The organism is Sphaerospermopsis kisseleviana CS-549 (assembly GCF_028329225.1).
Lineage (GTDB): Bacteria > Cyanobacteriota > Cyanobacteriia > Cyanobacteriales > Nostocaceae > Sphaerospermopsis > Sphaerospermopsis kisseleviana.
The window spans coordinates 1-23424 of sequence record NZ_JAQMTI010000061.1; the positions used below are offsets into that span (position 1 = coordinate 1).

Genomic DNA, 23424 nt, shown 5'->3' on the forward strand with positions numbered 1-23424 from the left:
GACTGGTGACTGGTGACTGGGGATTGGTGATTGGGTAAAAATAACTAATGACTAATAACTAATGACTAATAACTAATAACTAATAACTAATAACTAATAACTAATAACTAATGACAAAAGTCTCATGTCTAATGTCTAATATCTAATGACTAATGACTTATGACTAATAACTAATGACTAAAAAAATTGGCATTATTTTAGGTACTCGTCCTGAAGCGATTAAACTAGCACCAGTAATTCAGGTTTTCCAAAGTTCTCCAGATGTGAAAGTACAGGTTATTCTTACAGGACAGCATCGGGAGATGGTTGCACAGGTGATGCAGCTATTCAACCTCAAGGAAGATCATAATTTAGAGATTATGCAGCCTAAACAATCTCTCAATGATATTACCTGTAGGAGTTTGCAAGGTTTAGAAGCTTTATTTAAAGAACTAAATTTAGATTTAGTTATAGTCCAAGGAGATACAACAACTGCTTTTGCAGCTGCTTTGGCAGCTTTTTATCAAAAAATCCCCGTGGGTCATGTGGAAGCGGGGTTAAGAACTGATGATTTATTTAATCCTTATCCAGAAGAAGCAAATAGAAGGTTAATTTCCCAAATTACTCAATTACATTTTGCCCCTACTTCCTTAGCTGTGGAAAACTTGCAAGCTTCAGGAGTTTTGGGAGAAATTCACTTAACGGGTAATACAGTAATTGATGCGTTATTGAATGTGGCTGCAACCAACCCAGCTTGTGAGATACCAGGTTTAAACTGGGGTGAATATCGGACAATTTTGGCTACAGTGCATCGTCGGGAAAATTGGGGTGAACCACTACAAGCGATCGCCCAATCATTTTTACAGATTTTAGACAAATTTCCTGATACCGCTTTATTACTGCCTTTACACAAAAACCCCACTGTGAGAGAACCCTTACAGCAATTATTGGGTAAACATCCCCGGATCTTTTTGACAGAACCATTAGATTATGGTGAATTAGTAGGAGCAATAGGGCGATCGCACCTTTTATTAACAGACTCCGGTGGTTTACAAGAAGAAGCTCCCAGTCTTGGTAAACCCGTGTTAGTTCTCAGAGACACCACAGAAAGACCAGAAGCTGTCACCGCCGGGACAGCTAAACTGGTGGGAACGGAAACTGAAAGTATTGTTACTGCTGCTAGTGAGTTACTGAGTAACCCAGAAGCCTATACAGCAATGGCTAATGCTATTAACCCCTTTGGTGACGGCCATGCAGCAGAACGCATTTTGCAAATTGTGAAAAATTATTTGAGAATTAGTAATTGGTAATGGGTAATTGGTAATTGGTAATTGGTAACTGGTAACTGGGTCATTAACTTCCCCCTGCTCCCTGCTCCCTGCTCCCTTGCTTCTTCCCCAGTCACCAGTCTCCAGTCACCAGTCCCCTAAATACCCAAAGCCCTGCGAGTAGTAGGACCAACTATACCATCTACAAGCAAACCATTTCGGCGTTGAAAATTGCGAACTGCACTAGCAGTGCTAGATCCATAAACACCATCAACTCTGATCCCTAAAGCTCTTTGCACAGTTCTCACACGCTCACCTCTAGCACCTGGTCTTAATAATACTCGACCACCAACACCAACCCCAGAATGACGACGATATCTACCAGGAGTAGTACCTAGCCATCTTTCCGCAACATAATATCCTTGGTAACGTCCAGAAGTAATTTGAGCAAAACCATTTCTCACATTACCAGTATTGCCAATATTTGTACCATTAGGTACACAAGCTACAGATGAGTTAGCGGTGCTAGGACCCCTACGGATAAATAAACAACTACCATTAGTTCTGACATATTCGGCGGAAGCTTGCTGAAGGGGAGCAAGGGAAGCAACAAAAATACTCACACCAGCTAACGCTAACCAAGCAGAAGACTTGAGTAATTTTTGCCAATTAAACTGCAATTTGGGCAAATTCAATTCTAAATTAACCGGAGTCTCTTCATTAGCCATGTACATATAGGAATAAGCCATATATTCCATGATTTTCTGCTCCTTTATGTAAATAATTGGGATATTGCAAAAAATGACTTTGCTTTTTTCTAGATTTAATCTAGATGTATTTTATACTCCTAATTTAGCAGAGTTGTTAATACCTTATTCCGGCCTTTCAACTGTCACAGTACCGTATTTTTAAGTAATCATCACATACTGAACTAAACAGTATTTTTAATTGCTAGTTAATTACTAGCTTGCTGGAAATTATCAAAATTATCAGAACGAATTTGACTACCATTGCGCCATACTTCTACTTTTTCTGGACTAACTAAGTAAGAAAAAGAACCGTTATCTGCTCGATATTTATTTTCACCAACATTCCAAGCAAGTATCTTGACAGCTTGACTCGTATCTTGCTTTAATTGCCCAATATAAAAAAGTTGACCATTTTCGTTACAGACTTGAATACGAGCTTTTGCAGTTTCACCTGTGATCACTATAATTCCAGTACATTCGTGATTAACTTTTACGGGTGAAACATTGATGGGAACGGGTTGTGAAGGTGAAACTGGTTTCTCTAAGGGTAGTTTAGCAGTGGTGGAAGATGATAAAAGTTTCAGAGGATCAATTGCTAATCGACTATTTTGATAAAATTCAAAATGCAAATGAGGCGCTGTACTGTTACCTGTTGATCCCATTTCTGCAATAATTTGTCCTTGAGTCACCGTTTGACCTTTGCTAACTAACAAACGATTATTGTGACCATAGACTGTCATAGTACCATCGGGGTGTTTAATTTCAATAAAATTACCTAATCCCCAATCATCCCAACCAGCTTTTACCACTTTACCAGATGCAGCCGCATAAATAGGAGTTCCCATAGCACCCGCAATATCAATTCCTTCATGTTGATGTTTACGGAAACCTTGGGAAATTATCCCCTGAGTCGGCCAAATTAAGTTGCTACTAGGTAAAGGAGTTTGGTTAACTGCGGAAGCTTTGACTACTGGAGGTAATGCAGAGGTAGTTGTACTAATAACAGTTGTTAAAGATATCAACCCTATCAAGATATAAGCACATAATCGAGAAATAGTATTTTTGTTCATAAAAAACTCTACTCTCAAGTTCTTTTCTAAAGTTCTTTATTTGCTGTTTCAGCATTACTCACCTAGTATCAGGAAAATTGTTACCATGCGGTATGTTTATAAGAAAATCGAGTAAGCTAAAACCACGCCCGATCAAGTATCGGAACTTGGTGGACATACTTTATCGAACCCTGATGAATGTGGATATGAATTTGGCAGATGGACATCATCAAGACTAGCGACATATCTAGAAATAGAGACAGGAATAAAGTTAAGTAGTTCGCAAGTAAGGAGAATTTTAGAGAGAAAAAATTACGTTTACCTTTGGGCAAATTACAGTCTAGAGAACAAACAAAATCCAGAGAAACGTAGATTATTTAAAGAGAAATTAGCCGAATCTTTAAGAATAACAAAATCAGCCCCAGAGCGTTTACAGGTATGGTTTTGGGACGAGAGCGCATTTAGTTTAAGAGTGATAAAAAGAAAAATATATTAACGTATCCATCACTGAGTTGTCAAGTAATTTACAGAAACTAAATAAAACCCTTATCCCATAATAAATACTGGCATTATTCATTATTGACAAGTTTAAAAAAAGAAGTCGGGGATCTAAAATCCAGATTTCATCAAAAAAATAAACCCCCGACTTCCCAAAGAAATCGAGGATTTAAGTAAAATAGCATTTACCAAGTTAGTGAGGTACAGAGTTTTTTATCTTAGGGAATTGGGAATTGGGAATTGGGAATTGGGAATTGAGAATAAATTAGGGTGTACCTCATGAGACTGGGAAACGCTATATTCAGTTAACAGTATTCAATTAAACAGCCACTAATTCCTTAGTAGGAGGCTTACTGTTACGAATGTTATTGATTGCTTCTGCATAATCAGGAGCGTTAAACACAGCAGAACCCGCTACAATAGCATTAGCGCCGGCTTCCAAAACTTGCCAAGTGTTATTGGCTTTGAGTCCACCGTCAACTTCGATCCAAGGATCTAAACCGCGTTCATCACACATTTGACGCAGTTTACGAATTTTGGGAACTACGCTAGGAATAAAGCTTTGTCCACCGAAACCGGGGTTAACGCTCATAATTAGCACTAAATCACACAGTTCCAGTACGTATTCAATTAATTCTAAAGGTGTACCGGGGTTTAGCACAACACCAGCTTGTTTACCAAGTTCTTTGATTTGTCCCAAAGTCCGGTGTAAGTGAGGTGAAGCGTTATGTTCAGCGTGTACAGAAATAATATCCGCACCAGCTTTAGCAAAACCTTCTACATATTTTTCTGGTTCCACAATCATTAAATGGACATCCAGAGGTTTGGTTGTAATCGGACGAATCGCCTCCACAACCAGAGGACCGATTGTAATATTAGGTACAAAACGTCCGTCCATTACATCAACGTGAATCCAATCTGCTCCCGCTTTGTCTACAGCACGAATATCGTCACCCAGACGACTAAAATCTGCTGATAGGATAGATGGAGAGATAACTATAGGCTTTTGAGATGGGTTTTGGGTCATGGTTAGCGGGTTCTTAATCGTCCTTGTCTGTAGGCATTGTAACAAAATATGGATTTTTTGGAAATTGGGGACTGGGGACTGGGGACTGGGAAGAAAGTAACCAATAACTAATGACTATGAAAAAATTCTGGATAATCTGCGGTTTGGCTGTTTCCTGTTTAACTGTGCCTGTATTGGCATTTGTAAAGTTGAGCAGTTCTCTGGGCAGTAGTGGTATTGATGCACTTAAATTACATCAACCACCATACAATTTAACTGGGCGCAAAATTGCGATCGGTCAGGTAGAAATCGGTCGTCCTGGTATGTTTGGGTTAGATAAAGCAGTCTCTAAAAATCGCGCTATTTCTCCTGTAGCGGTGTTTTTACGCAATACACCAGCTAAATCAAATTCTGGTGTAGACCCTCATGCTTATAATGTGGCTACGGTGATGATCAGTAAAGATAAAGCTTGGACAGGAGTTGCACCAGACGCAAAATTATATTCTTCTGCGGTGGGATCTACCAGAAATATGGGTCAAGCGGAAGAGTGTTTATCCACTCAACATATAGCATTACAAAATGGTGGTGATGTTCGTGCTATTAACTTTAGTTTTGGTGAACCTTTGTACCGTGATCCTCGACCAAATGCGGTTTTAGATGGTCAAGCTTTGCTGACTTTATGTATTGACTGGTCAAGTCGGGTGCATAATGTGGTGTATGCGATCGCCGGAAATCAAGGCAAAGGTGGGATTCCCATTCCTACAGATAATTTTAACGCAATGAACGTGGCTTTTTCATCTGCTAGGGAGGGAATTTTTAATAAAGTTCATGTTTCTAATTTAGCAGGAAATAATCAAGGAGTAGGCGATCGCCTCGCAGGTAAAGAATTTAATATTGGTGGACGCAGATCCATTGGTTTAGTTGCTCCTGGTACTAATATTCCTGTAATTAATCCCGATGGTAAATTAAACAACGCTACAGGTTCAAGTTTTGCTGCTCCTCACCTAACAGCTACCATTGCATTATTACAAGAATTTGCCGATAGACAGTTAAGAATTAAACAACCAAATTGGACTATTGATGCAAGAAATCATCAAGTTATGAAAGCTGTATTATTAAATTCAGCCGAAAAAATTCAAGACAATGGTGATGGTTTGCGGTTGGGAATGACCAGGAATTTAGTTGATAAGCAAAATCGAGATTGGTTTATTTCCGATGCTTACAAAAATCCCAAAATTCCCTTAGATGATCAAATGGGTGCTGGACATTTAAACGCCTTTCGTGCTTATCAACAATTTATGTTTGGTCAATGGCAACCTACCGCACCTGTTCCGGCTATTGGTTGGGATTATAACAAAATTAATGCTAATTCTGCCTTAGAATATAGTTTAGAAAAACCATTAAAACAAAATAGTTTTGTTGCTGTCACCTTAACTTGGGATCGATTAGTAGAATTAAATGATAAAAACCAAAATCAATTATATGATGAAGATGAAACTTTTATAGATAAAGGTTTAAATAATCTGGATTTATTTCTAGTATCAGCAGATGCACAAAAAACGGAAATTGCTACTTGTGCTTCTGTGAGTGAAATTGATAATGTAGAGCATATTTTTTGTCCTGTTCCTGCTAATGGTAAATATAAAATTCGTGTGCAGTTTCAACAACAAGTCAACGAACCAACTCAAGCTTATTCCTTAGCATGGTGGACAGTTCCCGGAAATTAGCTATTTGATAATAGTGGTTAAAATCACCTTATTATAACTAATATAAAATCATCAAATATTCTGAATTATGACGTATTAAACCACAACCATCAATATCAAAATAGATTTCTGTATCTCTGATTTTTGCTTTCATTGTTAATTTTATCTCAACACATTTATAGACATTTGTTGGGTTTCACTTTGTTCAACCCAACCTACAAAAATCCTACAAAAATCCTTAACCGAACAGTATTGACATGAAACCTATTCACATCATTACAGAAACATCATAAATTTTTCCATAAATGGTCAGTTTACAAACTCCCTAAAACCTTCAAATTCTCACGCCAATCCTCATCGTACCGCAAAGTTATAACTTGATAACTAGCATTATACCTGAGATTATCGCGCTCAATTTTATCTTGCTTTTTCTGTTCAGGACTATCATGAACTGAACCATCACAAAAGAGAGCGATCGCTTCTTCCTTATACACAAAATCTGGTTTACAATTTGCTTCAGGAATCAATTCCTGTGCAGCATCAGGTAATTTATACCCCCGTTGATAAATCTCCTGTAAAACCACTCGTTCAAAATCAGAGTTTGGATCTGTTTGAGAAAGCAATTTTTGATATTTTTCATCCCTGAACACACCTGATATCTCTACTGTACTTGTTTGCAGTTCATCCAGTAAAGGTTTAATCAGATGACGATTAATTAACGGATGGTCAAATTGATTCCTGTAGGAAAGTAAACACTCATAGCAAGCTTGAATACAGGTATCCTTGGGTTCTAAGAAATGACAGATATCTAAAGCAGCATTGGCAATTTTGATAAAAGCATTTGCTTGTTGGAGTAGTTGAGATAATACCCCCGCACCACCTTCTGATGCTTCCCAAAATAGTAAATATTTTCCTTCTCCTAATCTTTCTGAGTCCAGTTCATCTGGTTCTAATTTATAAACTGCTTGAATTGCTGTTTCTAGGGTATGTTGGAGAGTAGCAATAAACGCTTCTTTGTTATCTTGGGGAACATTCAAAGGTTCGATGACAAGAATATTGCAAGTGTCATCTACCATTAAATTTACTTCGGTGTGTAAGGTTTCTGGAGGTAAATTTGTTGGTAGTGAGTTGGTTTGTAAATTATTTTTTGTATCTCCCCAATTACCTGTTTTAGTATCTAATTTAAACCCTCTTTCTTCGGTGTTTTTCTTCAGTCCTCTATTGATACGCCATAATTTAGCTGTTGCTCCATAGGTTAACTTAAATAATGGTGTATTATCTGCTGCTAAAACTGTGCCAGATTCTGGTTTTTGATCTGCATAACGGAAATGGGTAGTAATATTATAACCATATTTCAATCTTTCCTCTTCATCGCAGGTAATACGTTCTCTTCTGCGAGTAAATGCTGTCTCCATTGACAACACACGATTTAATTTAGCTAGGTTTTGAGAACTATCAGGTTTAATTTTTGCACCGCAGTTTTCGCAGGTATCACGCGCATCATCTAGATGGAAATAACCACAGTTAAAACAACAGCTTACTCTTTGATATTGACTTTCAATTCCCCCTACAGGTACTTTGGTTTTTGACACCATAAATTTACTACCTTCATAGTAAATAATATTACTGGGTGCAAATTCTCGTAAAGCGACAAAACGGGGACGAGAGATAAATTCACCTCCATCATTAGTGGGTATAAATACTCTCACAGGTAAGCGGGGGAAGTTAAACCCTGGTAAAAATCCTTCAGCAGCAAAGTAGCGATAGGGATAAAATTCAAATTCGCTATTACTCTTACCTTGGTTTTGTCCTACCAGTAAATCTATTTGTCGTTGTGCTTCTCTTGCTTGAGCTTCAGCGTTTTTGCGTTCTTCATCTGTAACATAACCAGCAGCAGAACGACTAATTATGATGTTAGCCTGATCTCTTTGTTTGACAGCACCATCATAAAGTTCACGCCACCGCTTGCAGCATTTTTTCTCAAAGGTATTCAGTGCATTTTCTAGGGTAAATTGTAGCCAATGTACAGAATACCAAGAGGCTTTTTGTAAATCACTTTGACAAAAAGTATCTGCAAGTATTGACTGAGTAGCTTGGAGACATTCAGCTAATTTCCCAGGACTAAGTATTAATTGTTCACGTACACTATTTTTCAGGGGATAATTAGTAACATCTAAATCAAGAATTTTGTTCATGGAGTCATCTAAATAAACTCCTGTATGTGCTAACCAAATTGAATACACATGAGATTTAACTAAATCCTGATTTGCTAATTCTAACTTAGGCGGAGCAACAGCACCAGCTACCATTTGCTGTTGACGTTGGAAGAAATACTGATCATGTCCACTACCAATGGCAGCATAAGTTATTACCAAAGCCTCCTGTCCACTCCTCCCCGCACGTCCGCTACGTTGGGCGTAATTTGCGGGACTGGGGGGAACATTACGTAAGTGAACCACACTCAAGTCAGAAATATCTATACCTAATTCCATTGTTGGAGAACAGAATAAACTCGCTAATTCCCCTTTTCTAAATCTTTCTTCTCGTTCTTGACGTGCTTGAGTTTTAACTTGTCCTGTATGTTCTCGCCCTTCCATTGCTTTAATAGTTTGGGCGTTAGTTTGATAAAATTCTTGAAAGAATCTATTAACAGGTATTTTGGCATCTTCTTGACCCTGTAAACGCTTAGATGCAAGAGGGTCAGGGGAAATTTCAGTTAATATTGTAAATTTCCATACCAAGGAACTAATTTGTAATTGAATACCATTTTTAGTGGTTAAAAAACCACCATCAGCTAAAGCTGCAACGAAGGTACTAATTAAACTATTGTACTCTGTTTCTGTTAACAATTCACTGCGTAATGACCAAGCTTTAGGAGAACGTAAAAACAGCCCTACTTTACTTCTACTGGTTAATTTTACCGGGGCTTTTTGTTGAGATTTTGGTTTATAATTACCATCAATAATGGCAAATTTGGCAAAATGCAATTGTTCATTTTCATCAAATACCCAAGGTTCTTTAATTGCTTGAAAAACATCTCTAAGTAAAGAATCTTTATTATCAGATTGAAGTAACCTAGCGTCTATTGCTAATTCTCGACGCAGATGATTTAATAAAGCTAAAGCAGCAGTCAATCTTTCTTGAGGAGTTGCTTGTAACAAAACTGGATGACGGTGTTTATTCCAAATAGCTTTATCTGTACAAATTTCCTCTAACCCATCATATTCAATTACCAAAAGTCCACACTGTTCTAAATTAGGTTGAACTAAACGCCATCCCCTGCGTAAGTCTTCATAAAGACGATATTCAATTAAGTGTTGAAAAGCCTTTTCATTGCGTGTTTTACCTCTACCAAATTCTGCTGTTTGTTTAGCATAATCTTTTTGAGATATTCCCATTTGTTTAATAACTTCACTCACTAATTCACCGTGAGTAAGTTTACCTTTACTTTGCAATGCACCTAATAAAGCAGCACGTAAAAAACTGGTTTGCACAAAATCATTAAAATGCCCCGCTTGTAATGAGGCATCCTGGCGATTATCGGTAAAACTGAGAATTTTGGCAGCTTGGGCTTTTTCGCCTGTGAAAACTTGTTTTAGACGGCTGACAGTGGATAAACAGAGGAGGGTTGTAGCGGTACTTCTACCTTCACTACTCAAGCGCGAAAGTTTGGTAAATTCGTTTTTATTTCCATCATGAACCACACCACAATTTAAACACACGCGAAATGGTCTAGGAACAAACCAACAAGTTGTTCCCTGTAATGGAGAAGTTGTAACTTTTCCGTTGGGGAGAATTTGTAATTTTTGGGGAATGAATTTAGCATAATCTTTTTTAGGAACTCGTCCTTTCTTTTTAGTTTCCGTAAACCAGGAGTCAGGAAGTCTGTCTTCATCTTTATAAGCATCCCAAATATGAAAATTAGGTTCTGGTTCATCTAAGGTAAGATAACCAGCTTGAATATCAGCATATTCAGGATTCATATCTAATGCTGTGGGGAGTTGGGGAAGGACTATTTGTTTATCTTCGTTGTAATTAACAACATAATAATCATGTCCGCATTCCCGACAAAAGACGAGGGGATAAAGTAACCGTTCTTCTGTGGTGGTATATTGTCCTTCTAGGGTGAGGAAGCGTTTTTTTGGACTTTCAATGGTAGAGTAAACGCTACCACCTTGGGAGATAAATTGATGAAGTCGAAAAGCTAAACCTTTAACTTTACTTCCCCATAAAAACATCTGTTTGAGAACATCTAAACAAATATCAAAAGAAAATTGAGTTTCATCAGCTAATTTTTCTGCGCCATTTTCTAAACTTATGGGTGTTCTTCTCACAAGATGACCTTGTTTATCTTCTAAACCAAAGGTCATTTCTATCCAATAACTTAAAGGATGATTTTGGAAATTCTCTAATGTTTGTTCTGTCTCTGGTGGTAAACCTCTATCAATGCTTTCTCGTAGTTCTGTAATGGTAGGTTCAGGACGTTTAATAGAACGTTCTAAGGTTTCGTCAATGACGTTATCAGGTTTAATTTCCACACCAAATAATTTACTTGCGACATCTGCAACTACTTGACGACGTTGTGCGCGTGTTCCTTCTGTGGACATGGTAGCACTTGTACCAATACATAATAATTCGTAATTCGTAATATTTCCTTCGGAAACGCTACGCGAACGTAATTCGTAATTATTATTTCCTGCGGAAACGCTACGCGAAGGTAATTCGTAATTATTATTATTTCCCGACTCCCGACTTACGACTCCCAACTCCCCATTATTTCCAATTTTTCCACAGCGTTGACGTAATTTTCTAATTAATATCGCTACATCTGCACCTTGTCTACCTCTATAAGTATGCAGTTCATCTAATACTAAAAATTTTAATTCTGGGGATGCAACAAGTTTTTCTTCCTGGGTGCGGGAAAGCATTAATTCCAGCATCACGTAGTTGGTTAATAATATGTGAGGTGGGTTATTTTGAATTTCGGTTTTTGTACTTAAACTTTCTTGTCCGGTGTATTTAGCAACGCGAATATGACTATTAGGAACGTTGTTAAGAAATTTCTTTAATTCTTCTTCTTGGGAGTTGATCAGGGCGTTCATGGGATATACTAATATTGCCCTAACTCCTTGAATTTCTGGATGACGCAGTAAGTCATCAAAAATGGGGACAACATAAGTCATGCTTTTTCCTGAACCTGTACCCGTTGTTAATACATAAGGTTCTTGTTTTTGGGCAGTTTCAAATGCTTGTTTTTGGTGATAGTGGAAATTAAAAGGTTCACCATTTTTAGAGAAGTATTGTGTACAGTCAGGATGGAGAATACCGTTTTTTACTAATTCATTGACTGTTGCACCAGGACGATATTTAGGATTTAATTGTACTAGGGGATTTGTCCACAGTTGTCCTTTTTCTAGTTCTTGATTGACAAATTCTTCGACTCTAGGATCACGAATTTTTAAGAAACTTTCTATATATCGACGATAATCGCCTATAATTTGATTACGGAAATTGAATATATCGAGATAATTCGTAATTCGTAATTCATAATTCGTAATTACGGAAAGTTGGGGGGTGCGTCCTAAACGTTGATCAATATATACTAATAATTGATTAGTGAAGGTTTGTGTACAGGTGTCAGGATTAAAGATTTCTGTGATTTCTTTATTATCCCATTCTTGGGGAATATGGGTGAAAATTAAATCAAGTTGTTCTGCGGTGAGTTCAGCAATATTTGTACAGTCTACTAATGCTAATTTTTGTCCCATGAGGGAACTAACAGATAATATTGCTGCTTCTGGTTGTTGGATGAGTTCTTGTAGTTTGACTGGTATTTTCATAATGTATAATTTTTAATTAATAACTTAAAATTCTTGAGCAATAATAATTAAAATCGCTGATTTTAAAGGACTAATTTTAGTGTGAATGATATCCCAAATAATCTCATCTTCTAAAGAGAAGTACGCATGAACTAAAATATCTCGTAATCCGGCAATTTTGCGCCATTCAATATCTGGATATTTATTTCTTATTTCTGGGGGAATTTGTTTAACTGATTCTCCAATAACCTGTAAATTTCTAATTACCGCATCAAATCTTAATTCATCAGCAAAAAAACTCCGTTCATCTAATCCTTGAGTATAACGGAGAATTTTATCACAACTAATTAAAATATCATCACAATAAAGTTTTAAGCTACGCGACATAAATAGCATCCTTTTCTACAGCATCAATAATTTGAGGTTTCAACATTTTTTTCGTGACTAAATCAACGGATAGAGATAAGTTATCTTCTAAGAAAAATTTTAAGTCCATATATTCATCAAAGGTAACTTTACCTTGAAATTCTACTAATAAATCAATGTCGCTAGTAGTTTTTGCTTCATCTCTTGCATAAGAACCAAATAAAGCTAAGGAAGTTACACCATAACTTTTTATGGTGGTTAAGTTCTGTTTGAGAAAGTTAATTAAATATTCTCTGTTCATAGTTTTTAATTTTGTTATAAGTTTCTCCTAAATTTACTAATCTTCTGCTATTCCACGGGAATCATAAACTTTTTGTCTGAATCAGGATGTCCAGGATTTGAGGATGTACAGGATGTTATTGATAATTTATTGGTGAATATCTAAGATTATAAAATACAATTATCCTTATAGTCAACCAATGACCAATGAAAGCAGATAGTATAAAACTTTACATTTCATTTATTAAACATCATCCCCAAATCTCTATTTTTCATAGACAATAAAACACTTACATCCTGTACATCCTCTAATCCTGGTTATCCTGATTCAGACAAAATAATTACGAATTACGAATTACGAATTACGAATTACGAATTACGAATTACGAATTACGAATTACGAAATTTATGCTATAATTTTATTATCTTATCATATAGAATTGGGAGTTAAGAATTATGAACTCTGTGGAATTAAGACAAAAAATAGCGCAAAATTTATTAACGATTTCTCCAGAAAATCTCAAATTTATTGATGAGTTTGTGGAATTTATTAAACACAAACAAGAAGCTAATTTATCGGAAACAATTAACTATAGGACAGCTTCAGGACGTTCAATTTTGCGTCACGCTGGTACATGGGTAGGAAATGACTTAGAAGACTGTCTTGAGTTGGTTTCTGAAACCAGAGGTAAGGTAACAATTAATAATCGCATTAATCCTTTTGAATAATTTTGAATGATGTATCTTTTAGACACTAATCATTGTAGTTTAATTTTCTTGAAAAATCAAACAATTCTTGATTATATCAAGGAAGTGGGAGAAACAAATATAGCTACTACTATCATAACAGTAGGTGAGCTAACTTATATGTGGGAAAATTGGAGAGACAATCATGAGTAATTAAATATCTTGATTTTGATGTTTGATTTTTTTGTCTGAATCAGGATGTCAAGGATTTGAGGATTTACAGGATGTTATTGATAATTTATTGGTGGATATTTCAGATGATAAAATACAATTTTTTGTCTGAATCAGGATGTCCAGGATTAAAGGATTTACAGGATGTTATTGATAATTTATTGGTGAATATTTAAGATGATAAAATACATTTTTTTGTCTGAATTAGGATGTCCATGATTTGAGGATGTACAGGATGTTATTGATAATTTATTGGTGAGTATTTAAGATGATAAAATACAATTATCCTCATAGTCAACCAATGACCAATGAAAGCAGATAGTATAAAACTTTACGTTTCATTTATTAAACATCATCCCCAAATCTCTATTTTTCATAGACAATAAAACACTTACATCCTGTACATCCTTTAATCCTGGATATCCTGATTCAGACAATTATCAATTATCAATTATCCATTATCAATTATCAATCACATCCTTTAATCCTGGATATCCTGATTCAGACAATTATCAATTATCAATTATCCATTATCAATTATCAATCACATCCTGTACATCCTTTAATCCTGGTTATCCTGATTCAGACAAAATAATTACGAATTACGAATTACGAATTACGAATTACGAATTACGAATTACTCTATCCCACGCTTCTAATACTAATCTTTGGGTTCTATATTCTCCATATTGCTTGATTTCATTGTTCTTTAAAACTCTAAATGTTTCACTGGGAAATTCTGCACCATACACATCCGCAGGATCTAATATATATCTCAGTTCATCACGGGTTAAACCATAAAGTTTGGCGTAATATGCGTCTAATTCCGCTCGAATTAATGCGCGTTTATTAGGATTCCAAATGAAAGGTTCTCCCTCATATCCCATGTCTTGCGCGAAGGGTTGCATATCCCACGCTGTGTACACTAATTCTAATACGCGAGGGGTGATATATTCTATGTCTTTTTCTGTGTATCTTTCTGGGGGAATGATAGGAAGTTGTTTGACTATGAAAAAGTTCATGTGAGTTCCACCAACTTTATGACGAGTGACAAAATCAAAAGTTAGTGAACAAAAATTAGCTAATAAACAACTGATTAATTTTGCTTCTTTGATATTTGTTAAAATTACGGGAGCATTATTACCAATTCCAACTTTAGGTAATAAACTAAAAATCGCAGTACGTTCATTAGTTGAATTAGTAATATCTCTAAAACCTAACAACCAATTTTTATCCCACTTCCCACTTAATTTATTTTCAACTTCTTTTTTATCTACCCAATAACGAGGTTTAACAGAAAAAGATAAATCGCTTTTTTCATCATCTGTTAAATCACGAGTATCACCATTATCTGTATAAGTCGCCCAGCGGTGATCAAATTGATGAAACATTTTCGCTTCATATAATGGTACTTTCAGATCCCCTTCTTTGAGAAGTCCGGGATCTTGTTGGGGATCTTGGGTGTGAAATAACCCGCTATCGGTATTCATCATAAACATTAGCATAAATGAAATACCCCAAGGGTTAATTCCAGTATTTTCATTTTCTAAAACAGGCACATTTTGATATATTTTTTTAGTTAATTCTGCATCTTTACTACTTCTAAAAACTGGACAAGTGAGAGTATTAGGATTAATTAATGCTATATCTTGAGGTGAAAGTTGAAACAACCGCGTTTGATTTTCTAATTGTTTAGGTTGAGTTAAGAAAAAAGCAAAATTACCGCGTTTAATTGGTTTACCACTCAAAGCAAGTAAAGAAAATTTCATTCTGCTATCTACAGAAGAAAATAACCCTTCTCTATTTTCAAAATCATAAAGACTTGCTAAATTTTGTCTTTTCACTAAGTCACTAAAAAAATGTTGATTAAATGAATCTGTTGCAATACCCGTAGGTACAATAACACCTACTCTACCTTTTGAATTTAAAAGATTTCTACCAAGTTCAGCAAATAATGGAGCTAGGTTAATTCTTCCAAAACTTGTTAAAGGAAATCTGTTACTAGAATGAATAAATTTTTGGTAAGCATCAATATCATGTTTTGCTAATTCAAATTCATTATATAAATGAGAATTATCTTTCTTTAACTTCTCAATCATTTTATTTCTGACTGACATATTTTGAGCTTCTGCAATTTTAGAATCACGAACCGCAAAAAATTCTCGTGGATCAAGTTGTAATTGTTCCCAAGGAGGATTACCCAAAACACAATCAAATCCTAATTCGTAATTATTTGAATTTTCGGGTTGAGGGTTAAAAACTTCGGGAAACTCCAAAGGCCAATGAAAGAAATTATATTGACTAGCTAAATTATTCGCAGCATCAATTAACCCTTGTAATTCGTAATTCGTAATTCGTAATTCGTAATTAGATTGAGAATTGAGGATTTTTTGCACAGTCTCCCGTTTTAATCTGTCTAGGGTTGCTGTAGTTGGTAAAAGTTGTAAATTATGTTCAGTTAAATACATGAAAAATGCCGCAGTCCATAAATTACAAGCTGCTTTTTTCAACCACCAATGATCATCTAAAAGATTATCCTGATATTTTCGCTCTTTTTCTTTAACTTCCTGGGGTGTATTTTCCGAAAATTCCGCTAATTCTTGCCATAATTTAGCAAAGATGTAACTATCATTAGCAGAAGTTTCAAAAATAGATAATTGTCCTTGATTTTCTCGTTCTTTTTTATTGCGCTTTTTCAAATTTATAGATAATTTTTTATCATCTCCCGTCACTGGTTTAAAAGCATCATCAGGAATACCCCCATCTAAACAATCTAAATCTAATACCCCTACCAAAGAATTACCACATTTAATTCTATGGTCTAAAAAATTCAATGGTTTACCAGTAGAAAACCCTTCTATCCATAAAGCCACTTTACACAAATCTACCGCTAAAGGATTTAAATCTACGCCATAAATACAATTTTGAATTACATCTCTAATGGCAATTCTTAAAGGTTCTGGTGCGGGTTGTGCTTCCCCGGTTCTAATTTTCGCTAATTCTTTACCTATGCGTCGCGCTGCTGCTAATAAAAAATGACCAGAACCACAAGCAGGATCTATGACTTTAATACTTAATAGGGATAATTCGTAATTCGTAATTCGTAATTCGTAATTCGTAATTTCAGACTCCCCATTATTCCCCGACTCTCGACTCCCGACTCCCAACTCCCTATTATTCGACTCTCGCAACTTCTCCTCTATTACTGGTTCTAATGCTGTTTTAATTAATTGTTGGACAAGTTGGGGAGGGGTGTAATAAGAACCTGTGGTTTTTCTATCACTGCCAAATACTAAATTAAATTCATAAATGCCTTGATTATTGTTAACTTGTGGGTGAAAATCTAATAAACTTTCATAGACACTACCCAATTCTTCTACATCTAAAGCAGCATAATTTACCCGGCGTAATTGCCCTTTATCTTCATACAAAGATAAATAACGAATGGCAGTTAATAAATCATAATTATCAATACCACAATCATCTAAATCTGTCAATGTTTGTGAACCAAATAAATCACCATTTAAAGGTGATAACCCCAATATTTGTCCGCGCCAATCTTCATCAAATAACTTAAATGTCACCCGTAAACCTTGCCAAATATCTTGAAAACCTTCCCGACGATAGCGGGGACGTTCTGCTAATTCTCTTAATCTTTCAATGCTGTAATATTCTAAATAAATTCTCGCTTTTTCTGTATCTTCTCCAATTAATAATAAGTTGCGAGATTCTGCCACCATTAAGAATAATAAACGGTAGATTAATCTTAATAATTGACGGTATAATTCGTAATTCGTAATATTTCCTTCGGAAACGCTACGCGAACGTAATTCGTAATTATTAGATAGTTTTTGGCGGAGATTTTCACTATCACGATGTTGTAAAAAGCCGTTTCCTAGTTGTTTTAATGCTTGTTCTACACCATCGCGGAGGCGATCGCGTACCCTTCCCCCTTGCTGCAAACTCTCTTGATGGTAATATTCCAACAAGCACTTATCCGCATCATCCGCAGTTTGGGGTAAACGGGAACGGTGGAAAAGCCGATAAAATAGACCAAATTCCGCAAAATTTTCGCCATTAAGAATCTGCTCTAGGTCAAATTCGATATAAGTAAGGCGAGTCATCAAAGACGAATCACGTAATAACCGCCAACGAAAACCATTAGTAGTTATAGCCCAAAGATGCTCAGTCTTGTTGAGATATTCCTGTACTAAAGCGTGTGCTGATAACCGGGGTGTGCCACTGGGAGGACGTTTATCAATATCCAGACGACAACCAATAATGTGGATCGGGGGATAATTCGTAATTGAAGAGTCGGATGGTAATACTGCACGATGGGAGATAGCATAGGTTTGTCCCTCCACTACCTCAGCTTTCGGGGTATATACGGGGATATAACCAAGACTACGTAACAAAGGAACAGCCCACATTTCACGGGTAACGCTGGTAGCAGTATCTTCAGGGTTTAACCTTTCTAATTGACGTTGAAATGCTACCCAATAAGCTTTAACATCACCCCAGGCGATCGCAATTTCATCTTCAAGTTTATCAGTTTTCGATAACCCAAAATCTGCCGATGTTTGTCCTTTGATATTACCTGTTAATAATTCGGTGGTAATATCTGCTGCGAGTAAGTTTCCTTCAAATTGTACGCCAATCATAGTTTTAATTCGTAATTCGTAATTCGTAATTATTTTTCTTTGAGTTTTTTGGTAGAAGCGACCAAGATTTTCCCAATTTCGTTAGCTTCTTGGAGAAGAGAAGTAAATTTTGGTTTACTCACCAACTCTGATTCTATTAATATTTCTAACCAATATTGAGTTTCTCTAGCTTCTTTAAGAGCTATTTCTAATTTATGAATAAAGTCTTTATCAGATTGAGCAGATTGAGATTCTCTAACATTTGCACCAATGGAAGTACCAGAACAAAGTAATTGTTTAGATATTGTCCGATAAACTCCTGATTTTTCATCAAGAAAGTAACAAGCCTTAATAATTCTAATAGCAAATTGTTTTGTTCTATCTGTAATCGTGATATGATTGTTGGTTTTGATATTTACATTTGCATTTGTGTTTGTCACCTTTAACATCCTCCCTTGCTTCTTCTTTCTTAAATTACGAATTACGAATTACGAATTACGAATTACGAATTACGAATTACGAATTACGAATTACCTAATGAGATTTTCCTAGTTCTTAATTTTCAAATAAATAGACAAAATAAAAACTAGGAAATTACTTATGATTCATTTATTGTTCATCTGCAACTTTTCTGACATCCTCTAAATCTAATTCTAATGATTTAGCAATTTCCTGAATACTAAGTCCTTTCTCTAGTAGTGTTGGTACAACTTTTAACTTGGTTTTTTTCAGGATACTTTGATAAAAAGCAGTTTTTTCTATATCTTCACCTAAATTAAGCATGGTTTGAATTTCCTCCAGTGTAAGATTTGGAAATTTATAGACTATAATACCTTGAATAAATGCTAACACTTTTAACCGCAAGTCTTCATCAGTTAAATTTTCTCTAGCTTGATTGATTAATTTTTGAGCTAGGGAAGCAATTTTTTTAGGAGTTTCTACAAATAATTTAGCAATACCAATTTCTAAGGATTCATTATCATTAGTAAGTTCATTGAGGTAAATACAACGGACATGATTTGACATCAAGCTTTGATAACGGGGATGAGGTGGTATTTCATGAGTTCTTCTATCATAAATAACAATTACATACCATTCTAAATTAGCTGGTTTGTATTGACGAAAGTAAACAAAAATTTCCCCAAAAAGTCGCTCATAAAATTCCTCATCTTTATATATTTGGAGTTCTAAAAAGTACAAAGCTTCTGTTTCAAAACCTGGAAGGGTGGAAAATAGACCATCTAACCGAAAAGATCGTTGTTTAACTTCTGGTGCTGTAAATTCATAAATATTAGGGTTGACTTCAGGTTTACCAATTAGTTCAAAAAAGACTTGTGGTAGTTCTTTAATTAGTTCATAAAAAATAGTATCAGTTTTCATGACAATTTTGGTAACGGGTAATTAATAATTCTGTACATCCTAATTCCGACAAAAATTATAAACTATTTTTACGTTTCCCTGGTTGTAAAATGTACACACCTAATAAATCCATCGGTAATTGTGGTGTAACCTTAACATCCACCTCCTTAGTAATTCTCCTCACTCGTTGATGAGATTGAGATAAACAAAGCGATCGCTCTTTTGCAAACTTTTCTAAATCTGCTGTTAACTCATCAAAAGAATTTAAAAAATCCTCAATTTCCTGTTTAGGGTTAACAGCATTCCCCACAGGGTTAGCTTGTTCCAACAAAGCTTTTGCTTCCAGTGGTGCTAACCAAACCGGGTTAGAGGGTGGACCTGTAAACCCAACAACTACACATTCTTCTCCCAATAGTTCGTAGTTGCGTTTTAGCGCATTCTTTTCTGATGGTGCTGAAGCACTACTACTAACCTTTTGTTTAACTTCTTGTTTAACCTTTTGTTTTAATAAATGCCTCAATCTTAATAACAATAAAGTAGTCCGTTTACTCACAGTATCCGTAATTGTAAAACCACATCTAGCGACTAAATCATTTTGATTATTCAGTAAAGCCACCTCTAAAATATGCCGTGCTAAACCTTCAACCAAAGGATGATTTCGCCCTACATATTCCACCCCTTCCGGTGCAGGAGTAGTAAAAGTAATTAAACGTTTTTCATTGCCTAAAACGAGTTGTAAAAAACTCGGAATTGACGGTAATAACCATCCTTGCTTTTTTTCAATCAAACCACAATTTAACTTTTCACAAGCATTTTTAACAAATCTTTCTACATCTTTTTCACTACCTAAAATTTCATCAGATTCTAATAACTCCTGTTCAACTTCTGTAGGTTTAATTGCCCTTTGTGCAAAACGAGTCCGGCTGATTTTCTCCCTTTCCACCGCCTTATCCCATTGTTTATGCACCTGTTCAACAGCAGATTCTCCCTCATCTAATAAATCCAATAAAGATAACTGTTGTGCATCCGTACTTTTATCAAATAAAGACTTAAACACCGCTTCCGAAACAGTGGTACTATCCATTGGTACTGGAACAGTAATTCCCAGAGTTTTATGTATTTGTACCGCTTTACGAATTAAAACTTCTAAAACCGCCCCATCTACAGGATTATCTTGACCATAAAGTAAACAACTTTTCACCTGAGTTGCTATTTGTCCATAACGGTCAATTCTCCCTTCTCGTTGTTCTAAACGGTTGGGATTCCAAGGTAAATCATAATGAATAACCGCACTAAAATGAGATTGTAAATTTATCCCTTCACTCAAACAATCAGTAGCAACTAATATTCTTTGGGGATAGGATTTTAATTCATTTAATCTCACTTCTCGCTCATCTTCTGACTGTTCTCCAGTAATAGCAATTACCCGAATTTGAGAACCTTTCTTTTCTAACTTCTGCTTTAAATTTTCAGCTACATAATTAGCTGTAGCAATATAACGACACCAGATAATCGGGTGATGATTATTTGCTAAAAGATTCTGCACATAAATAGTACAAGTTTGTAATTTTTGGTCTTTATTCCCCTGTAATTTTTCCGCAGCTTGAATAAAACTCCGCAGTTTGCGTTTATCAACATCTTTATAACTTTGTAGTCCCTGTTCTATAATTACACTGGGTGCAGCATCTACCGCTTGTTCCAAATCCGTAGGATCATAAACATAAGAACTGAATAATTCGTAATTATTATTTTCCGACTCTCGCATTTCCCCCGACTCTCGACTCCCGACTCCCGACTCTCGCATTTCCCCCGACTCTCGCATTTCCCCCGACTCTCGATTTAAACTACGATTTAAAGTAGAGATCGCAGCAGCAGGGGAAGACATCACACAGCGAATCAAAGCCAACGCTGACCAATAACGCCCCCGACGTTGGGCATAAGTCATATCTACGGTAGTAGTTTTTACTAACCCCCGTGCAAAATTATAAACTTCCTCAAATAGTTCTTTATACTCTTTAGATAATTTATAGGGTTCTTCATCAGATTGACGTTCTGGAAAAGGTGTTTCATTCCCCAACCACAATTTTACATCTGCCCGTCGTCGTTGGATAAAATGACCAGCTAAATTATCTCGTTCTGTTTCTGTGAGTTGATCCAAAGTCAAATTAGCAAACTCTGGTTTTAATAAACCCAATAAAGATAAAAAAGATTCCTCAATTCCACTATGGGGGGTAGCAGTAAGTAATAATAAATGACGGGATGTTTTTTCAGCTATTTCAGTAATTAATTGATGTCGTTGTTGTTGGGATGTACTCTTACCACTAGCACGGGTACAAGTATGAGCTTCATCTACAATCACAAAATCTGGACAATGGGCGATAAAACTAGCTTTTCGCCGTTCTGATTTGGCATAATCTAAACTCACAATTATATGACGATAATAACTAAAAATATGAGAACCATTAGGTATTGCCCGTTCTAATTTAGAAGCTGTACCAGAACGAACTACCACAGCATCAATATGGAATTTTTCTCTTAATTCTTGTCGCCATTGATCACATAAATGGGGAGGACACAATACAGCAATTCTGGCAATTTCTCCCCTGTCTAATAATTCCCTGACAATTAAACCAGCTTCAATGGTTTTACCAATACCCACATCATCAGCAATTAATAACCTGACCGTTTCTAACCTTAAAGCCATTAACAATGGTACTAATTGATAGGGACGAGGACGCAATGACAACCTACCCAAACAGCGAAAAGGACCCGCCCCACTACGTAATAAATGCCGTGCAGCATCCATCAATAATAAAGCTGTGCTGTGGTCTTTTATACTGTCAGCAGTGGGGTGAGGAAAGGTAGCCGGTTCTAGGGTTTCTAGGTTTAAGTGCCGAAAAATACCAATGATTTCCTCTTCGTTACCACTCAGGGGACAAAGGCGGATCAAATCTGGGTTTTCATCTGGTAATATTACCCATTGCCGACTACGACAACTAACTATAGATCCGGGGGTGCAATTTAATGTATCTGTCATTGTTTCCCTGTGTTGGCAAAGTTAGCCGTGTAAACTGGGCAGAAAGGATACCTCTTCACTACCTGAGATCACAGGCTGTTTTAGTGATTATTAATATTAAGGTTTAGTATAAAGCTATTGAATCAAGCAAATGCAAGTGTGTAACAAAAAGTGACATTTTTTAGTTATATGATAAAAATTGTAATATTTGTACAAATACAGATAAAAATAGCTGAAAATTAGGTGAATTTCAGCCAAGGAACAATTGTTGAGTAATTTTTAACAAGTAATACCCATATAAGTAGGTAGGCGTTAAAAATTGTCGTTATGGCAAGGCAGGAGAGAAGAGGTTCTTACAGGATGTTTGAAAAGTTTTTAATGTATAAATAAACCCCTCTCCAAACCTCTCCCCGACGCGGGGAGAGGCTTTGAAACCCCCATTCCCTTGTAGGGAAGGGGGGAAGGGGGGTTAGGTTTCTAGAGATTAAGCTGTTACACAGCTAAATTGTATAACCCTAATGTTCTGAACTCTTGTTTAACAGGCAAGATGCCTGTTCCACTTATACAAATTAAATGCACAACAGCTTATTAGTCATTAGATGTTAGTTATTAGATGTTAGTCATTAGTTAGGGTTTGCTGAAAAAGTCTCTTCGTTAAGGCAGGGAATAGGCAAGAGTTTGGGTGATCTGTTAGTAACCAATTCTTTGAAATTTCACCCGGAAAATGCACGCTTTTAGGAGTATACCCCTGAAAAATCCTGCACTGATTTCC

At 36.0% G+C, this 23424-nt stretch carries 13 protein-coding genes and 1 pseudogene; 4 read left to right on the forward strand and 10 right to left on the reverse strand.

Annotated elements, in window-relative coordinates; all coding sequences use genetic code 11:
- Nucleotides 1–173: 173 nt before the first annotated feature.
- Entirely contained in the window at nt 174–1289 is a 1116-nt protein-coding gene (wecB, locus tag PN497_RS04140) for a non-hydrolyzing UDP-N-acetylglucosamine 2-epimerase (protein ID WP_096564962.1), read from the forward strand.
- Between the two features lie 116 nt (nt 1290–1405).
- Here the strand turns inward: wecB and PN497_RS04145 are convergent, their stop codons facing one another.
- Entirely contained in the window at nt 1406–2005 is a 600-nt protein-coding gene (locus tag PN497_RS04145; protein WP_096564964.1) for a peptidoglycan-binding domain-containing protein, read from the reverse strand.
- A 197-nt stretch (nt 2006–2202) separates the two neighbouring features.
- Complete coding sequence (locus PN497_RS04150) at nt 2203–3066, reverse strand: M23 family metallopeptidase (RefSeq protein WP_096564966.1); 864 nt, start codon at nt 3064–3066, stop codon at nt 2203–2205.
- Nucleotides 3067–3265: 199 nt separating this feature from the next.
- On the opposite strand from PN497_RS04150, the pseudogene PN497_RS04155 reads away from it, so the two are divergent.
- A pseudogene (locus PN497_RS04155) lies at nt 3266–3541 on the forward strand (winged helix-turn-helix domain-containing protein); the annotation flags it as partial.
- 321 nt (nt 3542–3862) lie between these two features.
- Here PN497_RS04155 and rpe read toward each other — a convergent pair.
- Nucleotides 3863–4570, reverse strand: coding sequence for a ribulose-phosphate 3-epimerase (rpe, locus tag PN497_RS04160; protein ID WP_096564968.1), 708 nt, complete (start codon nt 4568–4570; stop codon nt 3863–3865).
- Nucleotides 4571–4686: 116 nt separating this feature from the next.
- On the opposite strand from rpe, the gene PN497_RS04165 reads away from it, so the two are divergent.
- Nucleotides 4687–6276, forward strand: a complete 1590-nt coding sequence (locus PN497_RS04165) for a S8 family serine peptidase (RefSeq protein ID WP_409349317.1) — start codon at nt 4687–4689, stop codon at nt 6274–6276.
- 293 nt (nt 6277–6569) lie between these two features.
- Here PN497_RS04165 and PN497_RS04170 read toward each other — a convergent pair whose 3' ends face one another.
- From PN497_RS04170 to PN497_RS04180, 3 genes are read right to left on the reverse strand one after another with little or no spacing between them, the layout of a single operon-like run.
- On the reverse strand, nt 6570–12095 hold the full coding sequence (locus tag PN497_RS04170; RefSeq protein ID WP_096564971.1) for a DEAD/DEAH box helicase: 5526 nt from the start codon (nt 12093–12095) through the stop codon (nt 6570–6572).
- A 24-nt stretch (nt 12096–12119) separates the two neighbouring features.
- Entirely contained in the window at nt 12120–12461 is a 342-nt protein-coding gene (locus PN497_RS04175) for a HepT-like ribonuclease domain-containing protein (RefSeq protein WP_096564973.1), read from the reverse strand.
- Nucleotides 12451–12741, reverse strand: a complete 291-nt coding sequence (locus tag PN497_RS04180; RefSeq protein WP_006278641.1) for a nucleotidyltransferase family protein — start codon at nt 12739–12741, stop codon at nt 12451–12453. Before PN497_RS04180 ends, PN497_RS04175 begins: the two co-directional genes overlap by 11 nt.
- Nucleotides 12742–13175: 434 nt before the next feature.
- Here PN497_RS04180 and PN497_RS04185 point away from each other — a divergent pair, with 434 nt between their 5' ends.
- Nucleotides 13176–13448 carry a hypothetical protein gene (locus PN497_RS04185; RefSeq protein WP_096564975.1) on the forward strand — a complete coding sequence of 91 codons (273 nt, stop codon included), beginning with the start codon at nt 13176–13178 and terminating at the stop codon, nt 13446–13448.
- 812 nt (nt 13449–14260) lie between these two features.
- Here PN497_RS04185 and PN497_RS04190 read toward each other — a convergent pair.
- The 4 genes from PN497_RS04190 to PN497_RS04205 form a co-directional block, all read right to left on the reverse strand.
- The gene (locus PN497_RS04190; protein WP_272109688.1) at nt 14261–18298 is read right to left on the reverse strand and encodes an Eco57I restriction-modification methylase domain-containing protein; all 4038 of its coding nucleotides are present in this window, start codon (nt 18296–18298) and stop codon (nt 14261–14263) included.
- Nucleotides 18299–18327: 29 nt separating this feature from the next.
- Nucleotides 18328–18726, reverse strand: a complete 399-nt coding sequence (locus PN497_RS04195) for a four helix bundle protein (protein ID WP_096564977.1) — start codon at nt 18724–18726, stop codon at nt 18328–18330.
- 160 nt (nt 18727–18886) lie between these two features.
- On the reverse strand, nt 18887–19657 hold the full coding sequence (locus PN497_RS04200; protein ID WP_096564979.1) for an Rpn family recombination-promoting nuclease/putative transposase: 771 nt from the start codon (nt 19655–19657) through the stop codon (nt 18887–18889).
- Nucleotides 19658–19712: 55 nt separating this feature from the next.
- Nucleotides 19713–22673, reverse strand: coding sequence for a helicase-related protein (locus tag PN497_RS04205; RefSeq protein ID WP_096564981.1), 2961 nt, complete (start codon nt 22671–22673; stop codon nt 19713–19715).
- Between the last annotated feature and the right edge of the window lie 751 nt (nt 22674–23424).

Bases quoted from the DNA above. Each gene is read 5' to 3' on its own strand.
- wecB (WP_096564962.1), top strand. From the start codon at position 174: ATGACTAAAAAAATTGGCATTATTTTAGGTACTCGTCCTGAAGCGATT.
- PN497_RS04145 (WP_096564964.1), bottom strand. From the start codon at position 2,005: ATGGAATATATGGCTTATTCCTATATGTACATGGCTAATGAAGAGACT.
- PN497_RS04150 (WP_096564966.1), bottom strand. From the start codon at position 3,066: ATGAACAAAAATACTATTTCTCGATTATGTGCTTATATCTTGATAGGG.
- rpe (WP_096564968.1), bottom strand. From the start codon at position 4,570: ATGACCCAAAACCCATCTCAAAAGCCTATAGTTATCTCTCCATCTATC.
- PN497_RS04165 (WP_409349317.1), top strand. From the start codon at position 4,687: ATGAAAAAATTCTGGATAATCTGCGGTTTGGCTGTTTCCTGTTTAACT.
- PN497_RS04170 (WP_096564971.1), bottom strand. From the start codon at position 12,095: ATGAAAATACCAGTCAAACTACAAGAACTCATCCAACAACCAGAAGCA.
- PN497_RS04175 (WP_096564973.1), bottom strand. From the start codon at position 12,461: ATGTCGCGTAGCTTAAAACTTTATTGTGATGATATTTTAATTAGTTGT.
- PN497_RS04180 (WP_006278641.1), bottom strand. From the start codon at position 12,741: ATGAACAGAGAATATTTAATTAACTTTCTCAAACAGAACTTAACCACC.
- PN497_RS04185 (WP_096564975.1), top strand. From the start codon at position 13,176: ATGAACTCTGTGGAATTAAGACAAAAAATAGCGCAAAATTTATTAACG.
- PN497_RS04190 (WP_272109688.1), bottom strand. From the start codon at position 18,298: ATGATTGGCGTACAATTTGAAGGAAACTTACTCGCAGCAGATATTACC.
- PN497_RS04195 (WP_096564977.1), bottom strand. From the start codon at position 18,726: ATGTTAAAGGTGACAAACACAAATGCAAATGTAAATATCAAAACCAAC.
- PN497_RS04200 (WP_096564979.1), bottom strand. From the start codon at position 19,657: ATGAAAACTGATACTATTTTTTATGAACTAATTAAAGAACTACCACAA.
- PN497_RS04205 (WP_096564981.1), bottom strand. From the start codon at position 22,673: ATGACAGATACATTAAATTGCACCCCCGGATCTATAGTTAGTTGTCGT.